Genomic DNA, 14,490 nt, shown 5'->3' on the forward strand with positions numbered 1-14,490 from the left:
CTGATTGTATGCAGCTCGTCGAGGTGAGAAATCGCGCAAGCGCCCCTGTGTTATCATACGTTGTTCGGCAAGGGCGGCATCTGCCGCTAACGTGCAATCAATAGGGAGGCGTCGTCGGTGTCCTCACAGACTCTCGCAACCGAAAAAGCCCCGCGTCCGTATAAGAAGGACTTGCTCATCCTCGAGCAGCTCGTCACCAAGGACTTCAAGCTCAAATACCGCCGTAGTTTCCTCGGCGTGTTGTGGAGCGTTCTCAACCCGTTGCTCATGATGATCGTCATGTCCATCGTGTTTTCTTACATGTTTGGCAGCAACGTCCCTAACTTCCCGCTCTACCTCATCGTGGGCAACGTCACGTTCTCGCTCATGAGCGACTCCACCAACGCGGCACTTACGAGTATCATCAACGCCGCGCCCCTGCTCAAGAAGGTAAAGGTCAACCGGTACATCTTCCCGGTGCAGAAGGTCTTGTTCGCGCTCGTAAACTTCGCTTTCTCGCTCATCGCCGTGGCTATCGTCATGCTGTTCTTTCAGGTTATGCCCACGTGGCACTTCATCTGGCTGCCCCTGTGCCTGTTCTTGCTGATGCTCTTTTGCATCGGCGTGGGCATGGCCATCGGCGCGCTCTCCGTCTTCTTCCGCGACATCATCCATCTGTGGAGCGTCGTCATCATCGCGTGGACCTACCTCACGCCCATCTTCTGGGACCTCTCCTTGCTTATCGACAAGGGCGCCCCGCACTGGATCATCATGCTGGTGAAGATTAACCCCATGTACAACTACCTCGAGTTCATGCGTGACATCTTCCTGTGGCAGCAGAACCCCACGCCCACGGTGCTCCTCATGTGCATCGCGTGGGCCATCATCGCGCTCATCATCGGTATCTTCGTGTTCAAGAAGACCGAGCACAAGTTCATTCTCTACGTCTAAGGCGGCACCATGGCAGACGCTACCAACACCGAATACGCCATCGAGGTCGACGATGTCACGATGGTCTTCAACATGGCCAGCGAGCAGCTCAACTCCCTCAAGGAGTACTTCATCAAGCTCGTGCGCCACGAGTTGTTCTTCAAGGAATTCCATGCTCTGGAGCACGTGAGCTTCAAGGTTAAGAAGGGCGAGGTCATCGGCCTGGTGGGAACCAACGGTTCCGGTAAGTCCACCATGCTCAAGATTATCGCCGGCGTGCTCGAACCCACGAAGGGCACCGTGACGGTTCGTGGCAACATCGCGCCCCTCATCGAGCTGGGCGCTGGTTTCGATCTTGAGCTCACGGCGCGTGAGAACATCTTCCTCAACGGTGCGCTTTTGGGTTACTCCAAGCAGTTCATGGAGGAGCATCTGAACGAGATCGTGGACTTCGCCGAGCTGCGCGACTTTCTCGACATGCCCATGAAGAACTACTCATCCGGTATGGTTGCGCGCATCGCGTTCGCCATCGCCACTGTCGTGGAGCCCGATATCCTCATCGTCGACGAGACGCTCTCCGTGGGTGACGTGTTTTTCCAGCAGAAGTGCGAGCGTCGCATCCAGAGCTTTATCGACTCGGGCAATGTGACCGTGCTGTTCGTGAGCCACTCCATCGAGCAGGTGGAGCGCATCTGCACCTCCGCGGTGTGGATCGAGAAGGGCCACGAGCGCATGATCGGCCCGGTGGACGAGGTCTGCGCGGCTTACAAGGCGCAGTTCGACTAATATGTCCGGCGCGTGCGACGAGGCGGCCGCGAGCGAGCGCCGCCCCTTCTTTTCCATTATCATGCCCTGCTATGGCGTGGCGGCTTACCTGCCCGATGCCATAGCGTGCGTCCGTGCTCAAACGTGTGCGGACTGGGAGCTCATCTGCGTGGACGACGCTTCTCCCGATAACGTCGCGGAGCTCGTCGAGTATGCTGCCGCCGAGGATCCGCGCATTCGCCTCGTGCGTCATAAAGTTAACCATGGTCTCGCCGATGCTCGCAACACCGGCATCTCCGCCGCCCGCGGACGCTACGTTTGGATGCCCGATCCGGATGATGCGTACGCTCCCGACCTGCTCGAGCGCTGTGCCGAGAAGATCCGTTCCCAGGCCGATGCGGAGGCCAGGACCGACGTCGTGGTGTTCGGACTTACCGAGGAGCTCTTCGATGCGGACGGTTCCGTATACGGTGCGCACGACATCGTGCCGGCGCTCGACGGGGCTTTTTCGGGCTCCGATGCGCACGCGCAGGTTCTCGACCTCGAGGACCGCACGCTTCTGGGCTATGCGTGGAACAAGGTCTACCGTGCGGAGGTGCTGGACGGCATCGCGTTTGAGACCGTTCCCCTCATCGAGGACATCGTCTTTAACGTTGCGGTCTTTAACCGCGTTGAGAACCTTGCGCTCGTTGCGCGTCCCTTGTACCGCTACGAGAAGCGCGTGGCCGCCAACCTGACGGCCAAATTCGTGCCCGAGTACTACGAGGTGCATCGCCGCCGCATCGACGATGTATACCGCCAGCAGGTGTCGTGGGGCCTCGATTCCGCCGATGTCCGCTCCCGTCTCGGGGCTCGCTATGCGCGCTACATCTTGTCCGCGCTCGAGCGCAACTGCGATGCGCGCGCGGGGCTAAACTATGCGGGCCGCGTGGCCTTCTGCCGCAGCGTCATGGACGACGATCTCTTTGGTGCGCTTGTCCTGAGTGCGCGCCCTCGGGGCGGGGCAGCCCGTGTGGTCGTGGGCCTCCTCAAGACGCGCAGCGCCCTGGTGTGGTGCGCCGTCGGTCGCATCATCCACCTCGTGAGGTCGCGCGCCGGCCTCGCGTACCGTAAAGCCACGTTCTCCCGTTAGGAGCCCTCGTGCCTAAGAACACGTTCGACGCATCTGCGCCACAGCTCACCATCGCCGTTCCCGCGTACAACGTTGAGTCCTACCTCGCCCGTGGCCTCGAGTCCTACCTCGACCCGCGCTTCGTGGGCAATCTCGAGGTTATCGTTGTGGACGATGGCTCCACCGACGGCACCCGTGCGCTTGCGGAGGAGTTCGCTGCGCGCAGCCATGGCGTTATCCGCGTCATCTCCAAGAAGAACGGAGGCCACGGTTCGGCCGTGAACGCCGGCCTGGCCGAGGCGCGCGGGCGCTATTTCCGCGTGGTGGACGGCGACGACTGGGTGAACGCGGATGGTATGGCCGAGCTGCTCGAGCGTCTTGCCGACCTCGATTGCGACCTTGTGGTAGACAAGAAGCGCGAGATCGACATGGCTTCTGGCGAGGGGCGTCTGTTCCCGCTCGCCAAGGGCGTCGTCACGGGTCGTGCGCTCGACTTCTCCAGCGTTCTCACCAACGGCGACACCGTGTTCCAGATCATGATCCACACGCTTACCGCTCGTACGGACTACCTGCGTGGTATCGGCATCCATCTGCTCGAGCACACCTTCTACGAGGACTACGAGTACGTGGTCAAGGCAAGTGTGCCCGCCTCCACCATCTGCTACCTCGATATTGAGGTGTATCAGTACCTGGTGGGCAACGAGAACCAGTCTGTGAGCCAGGCGAACTACGTGCGCCGCTGGGACGATCACGACCGTGTGGTCATGGAGCTCCTGGACTACCTTGAGCGCTGCGAGCATGGCGAGGTATGCGCCGCGAGCGGGGAGAGGCTTTCGGATGAGTCCGTCTACTACGTGCGCGAGAAGGTCCACCTCATCGTGGACACGCACTACAACATTGCGTTGCTGTTCGATGAGGATCGCAGCCGTGGGCGTGCGCGCGCCAAGGCGTTCCGACGCGAGTTGAGGTGTGCGGACATAGACCAGTGGGCGCGCGGCGAGCAGCGATACCGTATGGCCACGCTCCTCAACCGCTTGAGCTTCTCGTACAACTCCATCAAGCGCTTGGTCTCCAAGCGCCGTCACTAGCACGCTACCAAGGGATGATTCATGAGCCGCAAACCGCGCATAGCCATATTCAGCGCCGACGCCAAGCTTGGCCACGAGGTCAAGGGTGCCACGCGCTACACGTTCCTCGCGACGCTTCTCGTGGAGCGTGGCTTCAATGTCGACTTTATCACGAGCGGCTTCCAGCACTGGGAGAAGCGCCAGCGTGATTTGGCGACGTTCGACACGAGCATGCACGCGTTCAACGTGAAGTTCATTGCCGAGCCGAGCTATCCCGCCAACATGTGCCCCCAGCGCATCTGGGCGCACCATGTGATGGCCAAGCGCGTGACGGCGTATTTCGATGTGGACCACGACTACGACCTCATCTACTGCCAGATTCCGCCCAACGATGTGACGCTTGCCGTGGGACGGTCCGCGAAACGCTACGGCATCCCCTTCGTGGTCGACGTGAACGACCTGTGGCCCGAGGCCTTCCGTATCGCGTTCGACGTTCCGGTGCTGTCCGACATAGCCTTCGCTCCGTTCGAGCGTCAAGCTCGTCGCGCGTACGCGTTGGCGGACGCCGTGGTGGGTACGTCCGACGAGTACGCCGCGCGCCCTTTCCGCGACCGCGCCGAGGATATCCCCAAGCTCGTGGTGTACGTGGGTAACGACCTCGAGGAGTTCGACGCGGGCGCCGCTGAGAACGTCGGCTCCGTGGAAAAGCCCGAGGGCGAGGTCTGGGTTGCTTACGCGGGTAATATCTCGGCACTATACGACTTGGAGACGCTCGTCGAGGCTGTGGCGATAGCTGCCAAGGCGCATCCCGAGCTCAGACTCAAGATTCTTGGCGATGGCCCCGAACGCGTATCCGTCGAGGCGGCGGTTGAGCGAACCGGGGCGCCTGCTAGGCTTTTGGGCTACATGCCGTACCGTGTCATGGCGGCTTGGCTCAAGGCGTCCGACATGGTGGTCAACTCGCTGGTGGCGAACGCGCCCCAGAGCGTGCCCACCAAGATAGGCGATTATCTGGCCTCGGGACGCCCCATGATTAACACGTCCATGAACGTTGAGTTTCGCGAGAAGGTCGTGCGTGACGGCTTTGGCGTGAATGTTGTGCCGGGTGACGCCGAGGGGCTCGCCAGGGTGATCTGCGAGCTTGTCGAGGACGAGGCGGGACGCGCGCGCATGGGTCGCGTGGCGCGCGAGCTCGCGGCGGCACAGTTCGACCGCCCGCATTCCTATGAGGCTACCGTCGACCTCATTCGAGGCCTGATCTCCGAGCGCACGAAGTAGATTGCCCCCGTGAGGCGTGCTCGTCCTATATTCGGACTGATAGGAGAGTGAATGGTGTGTCGGGGTTGGGCGAGGCCGTGCTTGAGGGGGCGACCGACCGCAAGCTGTCCGATGAGCCGGCAATCGTGGAGATGGCCCGCTCTATTTCCGGGTTGCCCGACGATACCAAGATGACGCTCGTTCCAGCCGGTCCCTTGACGAACGTCGCGCTGTTCCCACGTACGTACTCGGGGCGTGCCGATCGTATCGACCGCATCGTCCTCATGGGCGGCACCACGGTTGGCGGAAACGCGACCGTGTACGCCGAGTTCAACATATGGGATGACAGCGAGGCTGCGCAGATTGTGGTCTCGAGCGGGCTACACATCGTTATGTGCCGCCTCGATGTGACCCAGAATGGCGGTTGCGGCTTTGCCTTTCCGCCATTCTGGGTCACATCCGGAGTACTGGTTATGAGACGCGCTCGGCGAGCTCCAGGTATTGCGTGCGGCGCCACTTGTCCATCGTGGCGGCGTAGAGGCTTTTGGTGTTGTCGAGCTCGTACCAAGCGCCGTCTGCGCCTACTCGTTGTAGCACGGCACGACGATGGAAATGCGCGGTATGGCGGTTTACCTTGCGTTCGGGTGTCGTTGCGATAGTCACCGAAGGCGTATTTGCTATACACATTGACTTCCCACTGCTTTTTTTCGACCTTTGCCACGGAGTCGAGGATAAAACCGGTCGCGAGACTTAAGCCACACAGGAACATAAACGATGCGGCGAGCAGGGCGGTTGGGAAGCGCGGAACAAGACCGGTCTGGAAATACTCGACAATGATGGGAATGCCCAGGGCAAGACCGATTATTGCAAACAGGAGCGCAACGAGGCTGAAGAATTTGAGCGGGCGGTAGTCCTTGAACAGCGTGCCAATCATGGCGACGACCTTAATGCCGTCGCTGACGGTATTAAGCTTAGATTCGGATCCTTCGGGGCGATCGCGGTACTCAATAGGCACATCCTTGATGCGCCAGCGGTGGTCGACGGCATGGATGGAGAGCTCGGTTTCGATCTGAAAGCCCTCGGAAAGCACGGGGAACGTTTTGACAAAGGGGCGGCTCATGGCGCGATAGCCCGTCATGACGTCATCGAAGCTGTATCCGTAAATCCATTTGATCATGGCACGAACCAGATTGTTGCCAAAGCCGTGGAAGGCGCGCTTGTTTTCCTCGGCGTAGGTGCCGTTGGACAGGCGATCGCCGACGGTCATATCGGCTGCACCATTAAGAATGGGCTCGCAGAGGGCTTTTGCCGCTTCGGCGGGGTAGGTGTCGTCGCCGTCGACCATGAGGTAGCAATCGGCGTCGATATCGCGGAACATCTGACGGCAGACATTGCCCTTTCCCTGTCGGGGCTCAAAGCGCACTGTGGCGCCGTGTTCTGCCGCGATGTGTGAGGTGTCGTCTGACGAGTTGTTATCGTATACATAGACCGTCGCCTGCGGAAGCTCGCGGTGGAAGTCGTCAATGACTTTGTCGATCGTGAGGGCTTCGTTGTAGCAGGGGATAATGACGGCAATAGATTCAGAATTCACTCAATGCTCCTTTGATATTCAATCGTAGAAAGTATAGCCGTTTGGCCCTGGCATCCTGAGATGTAGCCGTCTTCCACAAGTCCGAGCGCAAATTCATCTTCTACATCTAAAGGAATGCTGTGATGACTGAATCTGTTGTTGATTACAACGAGCAGCCTCTGGCTGTCGAGGTCGACGCCACCACCATGATCTTTAACATGATGTCTGACTCGCTGATCAGCCTCAAAGAATGTTTTATTAAGCTCGCTAAGCATGAGTTGTTCTTTGAGGAGTTTAGGGCGCTTAAGCACATCTCGTTTGATATTCACCGCGGTGAGGTCGTGGGCTTGGTCGGTACTAATGGTTCCGGCAAGTCCACGATGCTCAAGATTATCGCTGGTGTGCTCGAGCCTAGCGAGGGCAGCGTTAAGGTTCATGGCAACATTGCACCTCTGATTGAGCTTGGAGCTGGCTTTGATCCCGAGCTGACGGCACGCGAGAACATTTATTTGAACGTTGCGCTAGTCGGCTATACCAAGGAATTTATCGATGCCGACTTTGATGGCATTATCGAGTTCGTTGAGCTGCAGAACTTTGTCGACATGCCGCTCAAGAACTTCTCTTCGGGTATGGTTGCGCGCATTGCTTTTGCAATCGCCACCATTACCGAGCCCGATATCCTGATCGTCGATGAGATGCTTTCCGTCGGCGACGTGTTCTTCCAGCAAAAGTGCGAGGCCCGTATTCAGCACTTTATCCAGAGCGGTGACGTGGCGGTTTTGTTCGTGTCGCATTCCATGGAGCAGGTTGAGCGCATCTGCCAGCGTGCGTTTGGATTGAGAAGGGCGACCTTCGTATGGACGGCCCGGTCGATGAGGTATGCAAGGCATACCGCGAACAGCTCAAGTAGGTTATACTTATTTGCGCTTGGCGGGCTCGCGCTTGCTTGGCGTGCGGTTATTTGCTCCATTAGCTCAGTTGGATAGAGCAGGGGACTTCTAATCCCAAGGTCGACGGTTCGAATCCGCCATGGAGCACCTTTTGTTTAATAAGCTCAGCTTTTGCTGGGCTTTTTTTGTTCACAAATGCGAAGTTGAGCTACTCTGTTTGTGCGGGGTCCACGATTTATGAGTTATGTAGCAATGCCAGATTCTAAGACAGGGGTAGATTGCGTTTGGCGGTTAGCCATCGACATCCTTACACTAACGCTGACTCGAAAGGCCTCATCTCCCGCCCATTTTTCTCTTCACAATTGAAGCCTGAAGTGGTTGGCTATAATGCTGCTAACTGAGAATTGACGCACGATTTTCCACTCGATTGGCTACTAACATAATTCACGGGAGGCTATCGTGAGCTTCGCTAACGCTGCGTTGCAAATTAAGAAACTGAAGATAACCAACTTCCGTAAGTTCGAATCATATTCAATTGAATTCGATCGTCAGCTTACCGTTTTGGTCGGCGATAACGGCACGGGTAAAAGCACGCTTATCGATGCGGCTTGCATTGCGCTGGGGACGTTGTTCCAGAAAATTCAGAACGCTGAAGCTCTGGGCATAGTCCCAGATGATTCTCGCGGAGCGGTTATCAAACAGGGCGACATGTTCGACATTCAGTCCCAGTACCCGGTGTCAGTTGAGGCATCGGGCATTGTCCTGGGGGAAGAGGTGGGCTGGCTGCGCTCGTTGAAGAGTGCTAAGGGGCGCACCACGCAAGCTGATGCCGGACGTATGATTGATGCTGGCGAACAGCTGCAAGAGCTTGTCGGTAAAGGTAATGAAGTCGTTCTGCCTGTTCTTGCCCGCTACGGGACTGATCGACTGTGGAAGCAAACGACTTCAAAAGATATAGCAACGCCCAATAGAACACGCGGTTATGAGGGCGCTCTGCGAGCTTCTGCGAATGAAGCCCGTATGAATGCGTGGTTTAAGTCTCAGTCGATTTGGGAGTGGCAGAATAGGCGAGAGAGTGCCTTATTCACTGCGGTTAAGAAGGCACTCGCGTCCTGCTTTGATGCCGCGGCGACAACCAAGGGCGCCATGGTCGACTACGACGTCGAGCTTAACCAACTTGTGTTTACATACACCACCGCAGAAGGTGTTTATCACCGCGATAGAATGCACTCTATGAGCGATGGTTATCGTGGGACGCTGAGCCTTTTCGCAGACATCGCGTACCGCATGGCAACGCTTAATCCGGCTTTAGGTTCTAGTGTGCTCGAGACACCCGGCGTCGCTATGATCGATGAGATCGACCTTCACTTGCATCCCCGCTGGCAGGCGCGGATTCTCGAGGACCTAGTTCGCATATTTCCCAACGTTCAATTTATAGTTACAACGCATTCACCTGTTGTGGTTGCATCGGTGCCCCGCGGTAACGTCCGTATTCTTGGAGAGGGTGCTGCAACGGTGCCTGCTATGGAAACGCGTGGACGCGATGCCGGGGATATTCTCAACACCGTTCTGGGCGCATTCTCTCGACCTGAAGAGGCGGCTCGATTGTTCGATTTATTTAATTGCGCCGTTGATGAAGATCGCTTTGACGATGCTAGGCTTGCGCTCCAAAAGCTTGAGGAGTTTGTGGGCGTGGACGACCCCGATGTTGTTGCCGCTAAGACGACCCTTGAGCTTGAGGAGCTGCTGTCGTGATTTCGATCGTTAAGGCTAAAGAGCCTCCGGCACTTACCAAGGCCAAGAGGGCAATACGCAATACCCCCGATACGACGTTTAATTACACAGCGCTGCGCGGAGAGGATAAGCGAGAGGTTCTGGAGGCCTTGCTTGCAGAGCAGGGTCATCTCTGCGCTTATTGCACATGCAGGATCGGCGTTGGTGATCATCCGGCTACGATCGAACATTTGATTCCGCAAAATCCTGAGGACTCTGCAGTGGATGGCGAATTGAGTCTCGATTATCACAACATGGTTGCTGTCTGCGACGGACGTGGCGGGGCAACGTGTGACAAACGACGTGGTAACAAGTCTCTTACGGTTGATCCGACCAAGCCTTATACGCTCGACAGCATTTTCTATCATCGCGACGGGCGTATTGATACTGCTGATAGGAGCGTGCGGTACGATCTTGAGGTTACGCTCGGGCTCAACGCGTCGGGTACCAACTTGTGCGGTAATCGTTCCAAATCTATGGAAGCAATTGAGAAATCCATCGACCGTGCTATCAAGCGCAAGGGTGCCGAGGAAAACAGGGCTGTAAAGAAGGCTATTTGCGCAAAGGTTCTCAGGCTGTTTGAACATCAGACGGATATGAAAGATGAGTATTTGGGTGCCAAGCTGTATAAGGCGCGTAAGCTCGTCTCAAAGTTTGCTTAGTGTCCTTTTGCTGCTGTGGTGGCATGTGGCTCTCACATGACAGTGCGCCGCCCAGCCGCATCAGCGATGCCGTCGGGGAGGTGCCTTTATCGTCCCCGAGCGGCACTTTATCGTGGTGTGTCCAAACTATTGTTTCGATGGGTTAATTTCGCCTGAATGTATTCCCTATTAACTGAATCATCTTCAGATCATCGATTGTATTTATAGCTTTATAAACGAAGCAGGGATGAGGTTCTATCGAGGTATTAGAGCTCCAGACTAAATCCCCGAGATTAAATGTACAACGATTAAGGGCGGTTCACGGTAACATGCCGTGAACCGCCCCGTTCGATTTGTTCCGGTTTGCGAAAGCTCGCTTTGTCTCTACGCCTCCGTGGGCTCCACACCCAGCTCGTTGCGGACCAGCTCAAATGCCGCGGCGATGGCCTTGTCCATGTCGTAGTACTTGTAGCCGCCCAGGCGACCGGCAAAGATTACGTCGCCCTCCTGCGCCGCCAGTTCCTCGTACTGCTTGTACAGGGCCTCGTTCTTGGCGTCGTTGATGGGGTAGTAGGGCTCGTCACCGGGCTTCCAGTCGGCCGGGTACTCGCGCGTGATGACGGTCTTGTCCTGCGTGCCGAACTCGAAGTGCTTGTGCTCGATGATGCGCGTGTAGGGGATCTCGCGCTCGGTGTAGTTGACCACGGCCACGCCCTGGTGGTCCTGCTCGTCGAGCGTCTCGGTCTCAAAGCGCAGGCTGCGGTACTCCAGCGTGCCCAGCTTAAAGTCGTAGAACGCGTCGATGGGGCCGCAGTAGATCGTCTTGGCGGCAATGTCGGGCTCGGCGGCCACGAGCTCCTTGTACTCAACGCCGCAGCGCACCTCGATGCCCTCGAGCATGTTGGCGACCATCTTGGTGTAGCCGCCCATGGGGATGCCCTGGTAGCGATCGTTGAAGTAGTTGTTGTCGTAGGTAAAGCGGCAGGGGAGGCGCTTGATAATGCTTGCGGGCAGGTCCTTGCAGTCGCGGCCCCACTGCTTTTCGGTGTAGCCCTTCACGAGCGTCTCGAAGATGTCGCGGCCTACGAGGGACAGGGCCTGCTCCTCCAGGTTTGCCGGCTCGCCGATGTTCTCGGCGGCCACCTGCTCGGCGATCTTGGCCTTGGCATCGGCCGGTGTGACGACGCCCGGCCACATCTTGGCGAAGGTGTTCATGTTGAAGGGCATGTTGTACATGTTGCCGTGGAAGTTGGCGACCGGCGAGTTGACGTAGTTGTTGAACTCGGCGAAGCGGTTGACGTAGTCCCAGACGTCCTTCATGGAGGTGTGGAAGATGTGCGCACCGTAGCGGTGGACCTGGATACCCTCGACGTCCTCGGTGTAGATGTTGCCGGCGATGTGATCGCGTCGGTCGATGACCAAGACCGACTTGCCGGCGCGCTTGGCGGCATTGGCAAAGACGGCGCCCGAAAGGCCGGCGCCGACGACAAGGTAATCGTACTGGGACATGGATATGCTCCTTTGTATGTCAATCGAACAGTTGCTTAAGATTTGGGACAAACAAACCTGATGGCTTTGTCCCAAGGATTAGTGTAGCAGATGCTCTTTCAGCAGCTCCAGCGCGTGGGCATACCCCTGCAGGCCTTCGCCGGTGATGGTGGCGAAGCAGGCCAGGCGGGCGTAGCTTACCTGGCGGAAGTCCTCGCGCGTCTCGACGGCGCTGATGTGGACCTCCACGGCGGGGATGGCGACGGCCTTGAGGGCGTCGAGAATCGCGACGCTCGTGTGCGTGTAAGCTGCTGGGTTGATGACAATGCCGTCGACCTTGCCGTAGGCCTCCTGGATCTTGTCGACGATGCTGCCCTCGTGGTTGGACTGGAAGACCTCGACGTCGTCGAAGCCCTGTGCAGCGCCCGCTTCCTGGCAAATCTGCACTAAGCGGTCGTAGTTGTCGCTGCCATAGATGCCCGGCTCGCGAATGCCGAGCATGTTGAGGTTAGGGCCGTTGATGACGAGTGCTTTCATGGTTGCTTCCTTTGCGGTCGGGCGATTCTGCGGGGAATGAAAAACCACCACAAAGGTGCCTGTCCCCTTTGTGGTGGTTTTTGTTAGAGGGCTGGGGGAAGGGTGTCGACGGCGGCGGCCGCGGTGTTGGCGGCGCAGTCGCGTGAGTCGATGATGTAGTCGGCCCAGGCGCGGTAGCGCGGCATGCGCTGCTCGGCCAGCTTGTCGATACCATCGCGGGCGGTGATGGGGCGTCCCTTGTGGGCGAGTTCGTCGAGCTTGCGGTTGAGCATCACGATCTGGCTGTTCTGGTGCAGTAGCGGGTAGTTCTCGTCGCGCGTGACCACGCCGCCGCCGGTGGAAAGCACCAGGCCGCTGCACTTGGAGATGCCGGCCAGCACCGCCGTCTCCTGCTCGCGGAAGGCCGCCTCGCCGCTCTCGACGATAAAGTCGGCGCAGGGCCTGCCCAGGCGCTCCTCGAGGGCGCGGTCCAGGTCGATGTGCTCTCGCCCCGTGAGCAGGGCAATCTGCTCGCCCACACGGGTCTTGCCCGAGCCCGGCATGCCGATCAGCGCGATGTTCTGCTCGCGGCGTGACAGGCGCTCCGTTACGTCCAGGATGCGCTCGCGCGGAGTGACCTGGCCGGTGTAGCGCTCAACGGCTTGCGCCGCCTGGGCCACGAGCATGAGCAGACCGCCGATGTAGGGGATGCCGCGGCGCTCGGCCTCGAGCATGAGTCCTGTGCGAGCGGGGTTGTAGACAATGTCGATGACGCCCTCGAGCGCATCGAGCCCCTCGAGCGTACAAGGCGCGTCGGGGCAGTGGGGGAACATGCCGGCAGGTGTGCAGTTGACGAGCAGTGCCGCATAAGATTGCTGCGCGATGTTGTCGTAATTGACCTCGCTCGTACGACCCACGGGTACGACGACGGCGCCCAGGTCACCGAGTACCATGCTCGCCGTGGTGCCGGCTCCGCCGGTGGCGCCGAGCACGAGGGCCTTCTTGCCGGCAACCTCAACGCCCAACTCCTCGAACAGGCACTGAAAACCGAAGTAGTCGGTGTTGTCGCCCCGCAGGCGGCCGTCGGCCAGGCGCGTGATGGTGTTGACGTTGCCCATACGCTCGGCCAGCGGGCTCAGTTCGTCCAGGTAGTCCATGACGGCGCGCTTGTAGGGGATGGTCACGTTGGCGCCCTCCCATTCGTTGCCCGTCATAAAGGCCTCGAGGTCCTCGGGCTCGCGCTCAAATCGCACGTACTCGAGCCCCGCGAGCTCCTTGTAGATGGTCGGGGTGTAGCTGTGGCCCAGCACGCGGCCCAGCACGCCGTAGGGGCGGGTTGCGGCGACATCGGTCATCTAGAGCACCTCCGTGTAACTGCCAAAGTAGGTGAAGCTCTCACACACGTCGTCGATGGAATCGAGCAGGTCATCGAGGGCCTTGCTGCCAAAGGGGCAGTCTAGGTCAAAGTAGAACATAAACTCAAAGTCGCGCCCGGGGATGGGGCGGCTCTCGAGCTTGATAAGGTTGATGTTGAGTGCGTAGAAGCGCTCGAGTACGCGATAGAGGGCGCCCGGTTCGTTGGCCGTGGTGATCATGAGCGAGGTACGGTTGGCGCCGGGGTAGACGCGCGGCTCGCGACTGATGACGACGAAGCGCGTGTAGTTGTTGTCCGAGTCCTGGATATTGGGCTCCAGCACCTCCAGACCATAGAGCGCCGCGCAGCTGCGCGAGGCGATGGCGGCAACGTCGGTGCGTTCGGAGCTGGCGACCATCTCGGCCGACATGGCCGTGTTGGGGTACTTGGTGGCGTGCAGGTCGTGTGCCTCGATAAAGCCGGCGCATTGGGCAATGGCCTGGCCGTGGCTGTAGACCTCGTGCACGTCCGCAAGCTTGGTGCCGGGCTTGACGAGCAAGTTGTGGTCGATTTTGAGGCGAAGCGAGCGCACGATGTGGAAGTCGAACTGGGCGAGCAGGTCGTAGACGGCGTTGACCGAGCCGGCGGTGGAGTTCTCGATGGGCAGCACGCCAAACTCGCAGAAGCCGTCGCGCACGGCGCACATGACGCCCTCGAAGGTCTCGAAAAATGCGATGTCGGGCACGTCGAAGAGCTTGCACGCGGCGATTTGGCTGTAAGCGCCCTCGACGCCCTGGCAGGCGACGGTGGCCGTTTGAGGGAAGGGCGTGTCGGAGGCTGCAGCCGTGGCGTGGGCCTTTTGCGAGACGGTGATGCCCTTGAGCTCGTTGATGTAGCGCTGCTGCTCGGCCTTGCTCATGCTCATGAGGAGACGGAACAGGGTGATGGTCTGCGCCTCGTAGCGCTCGGGCGCGCGGCTGGCGAGGTTGTTGAGCTTGGAGCGCTCACGGGCGGGGTCGAAGACGGCCTTGCCCATCTCGATTTTTGACTTGGCGACCTCGGTGGCAATGTCCATGCGCTCGACAAAGCTGTTGAGGAGCGTGGTGTCGATGCCATCGATGGCCTGGCGGATGTCAGCAAGGTCCATGG

General features: G+C 58.8%; 12 protein-coding genes, 1 tRNA gene and 2 pseudogenes. 10 read left to right on the top strand and 5 right to left on the bottom strand.

Going from position 1 to position 14,490, the window contains the following annotated elements; translation table 11 throughout:
- Positions 1-117 precede the first annotated feature (117 nt).
- From ACESSC_RS01870 to ACESSC_RS01895, 6 genes are all read left to right on the top strand, one after another.
- Positions 118-930, top strand: a complete 813-nt coding sequence (locus ACESSC_RS01870; RefSeq protein ID WP_117736701.1) for an ABC transporter permease — start codon at positions 118-120, stop codon at positions 928-930.
- Positions 931-939: 9 nt separating this feature from the next.
- Complete coding sequence (locus ACESSC_RS01875; RefSeq protein ID WP_373161007.1) at positions 940-1,695, top strand: ABC transporter ATP-binding protein; 756 nt, start codon at positions 940-942, stop codon at positions 1,693-1,695.
- Position 1,696: 1 nt separating this feature from the next.
- On the top strand, positions 1,697-2,806 hold the full coding sequence (locus ACESSC_RS01880) for a glycosyltransferase family 2 protein (RefSeq protein WP_373161008.1): 1,110 nt from the start codon (positions 1,697-1,699) through the stop codon (positions 2,804-2,806).
- Positions 2,807-2,814: 8 nt separating this feature from the next.
- Entirely contained in the window at positions 2,815-3,873 is a 1,059-nt protein-coding gene (locus ACESSC_RS01885; protein ID WP_373161009.1) for a glycosyltransferase family 2 protein, read from the top strand.
- A 21-nt stretch (positions 3,874-3,894) separates the two neighbouring features.
- Positions 3,895-5,130 (top strand): glycosyltransferase family 4 protein, encoded by a 1,236-nt coding sequence (locus ACESSC_RS01890; RefSeq protein WP_373161010.1) that lies wholly within the window; start codon positions 3,895-3,897, stop codon positions 5,128-5,130.
- A gap of 77 nt (positions 5,131-5,207) precedes the next feature.
- A complete protein-coding gene (locus tag ACESSC_RS01895) occupies positions 5,208-5,768 on the top strand; it encodes a nucleoside hydrolase (protein ID WP_373161103.1) in 561 nt (186 codons plus the stop codon).
- Between the two features lie 554 nt (positions 5,769-6,322).
- Here the strand turns inward: ACESSC_RS01895 and ACESSC_RS01900 are convergent.
- Positions 6,323-6,700: pseudogene (locus ACESSC_RS01900) on the bottom strand (glycosyltransferase family 2 protein); the annotation flags it as partial.
- A 122-nt stretch (positions 6,701-6,822) separates the two neighbouring features.
- Here ACESSC_RS01900 and ACESSC_RS01905 point away from each other — a divergent pair.
- The 4 genes and pseudogenes from ACESSC_RS01905 to ACESSC_RS01920 all read left to right on the top strand — a co-directional run bounded on the left by ACESSC_RS01905 (position 6,823) and on the right by ACESSC_RS01920 (position 10,004).
- Positions 6,823-7,589: pseudogene (locus tag ACESSC_RS01905) on the top strand (ABC transporter ATP-binding protein).
- A 53-nt stretch (positions 7,590-7,642) separates the two neighbouring features.
- A tRNA-Arg gene (locus tag ACESSC_RS01910) sits at positions 7,643-7,716 on the top strand.
- Positions 7,717-8,028: 312 nt separating this feature from the next.
- Complete coding sequence (locus tag ACESSC_RS01915; RefSeq protein WP_373161011.1) at positions 8,029-9,324, top strand: AAA family ATPase; 1,296 nt, start codon at positions 8,029-8,031, stop codon at positions 9,322-9,324.
- Positions 9,321-10,004: an HNH endonuclease family protein gene (locus ACESSC_RS01920; protein WP_373161013.1), complete on the top strand. Its 684-nt coding sequence runs from the start codon at positions 9,321-9,323 to the stop codon at positions 10,002-10,004. The genes ACESSC_RS01915 and ACESSC_RS01920 overlap by 4 nt, the downstream gene beginning before the upstream one ends.
- A gap of 363 nt (positions 10,005-10,367) precedes the next feature.
- Here the strand turns inward: ACESSC_RS01920 and glf are convergent, their stop codons facing one another.
- The 4 genes from glf to pheA form a co-directional block, all read right to left on the bottom strand.
- Positions 10,368-11,492: a UDP-galactopyranose mutase gene (glf, locus tag ACESSC_RS01925; protein ID WP_373161015.1), complete on the bottom strand. Its 1,125-nt coding sequence runs from the start codon at positions 11,490-11,492 to the stop codon at positions 10,368-10,370.
- Between the two features lie 78 nt (positions 11,493-11,570).
- The gene (aroQ, locus tag ACESSC_RS01930; protein WP_373161016.1) at positions 11,571-12,008 is read right to left on the bottom strand and encodes a type II 3-dehydroquinate dehydratase; all 438 of its coding nucleotides are present in this window, start codon (positions 12,006-12,008) and stop codon (positions 11,571-11,573) included.
- Positions 12,009-12,091: 83 nt separating this feature from the next.
- Complete coding sequence (locus tag ACESSC_RS01935) at positions 12,092-13,342, bottom strand: shikimate kinase (protein ID WP_373161017.1); 1,251 nt, start codon at positions 13,340-13,342, stop codon at positions 12,092-12,094.
- The gene (gene pheA / locus ACESSC_RS01940; protein ID WP_373161018.1) at positions 13,343-14,488 is read right to left on the bottom strand and encodes a prephenate dehydratase; all 1,146 of its coding nucleotides are present in this window, start codon (positions 14,486-14,488) and stop codon (positions 13,343-13,345) included.
- Positions 14,489-14,490 lie beyond the last annotated feature (2 nt).

This window comes from Collinsella aerofaciens (assembly GCF_964243765.1).
Lineage (GTDB): Bacteria > Actinomycetota > Coriobacteriia > Coriobacteriales > Coriobacteriaceae > Collinsella > Collinsella aerofaciens_BU.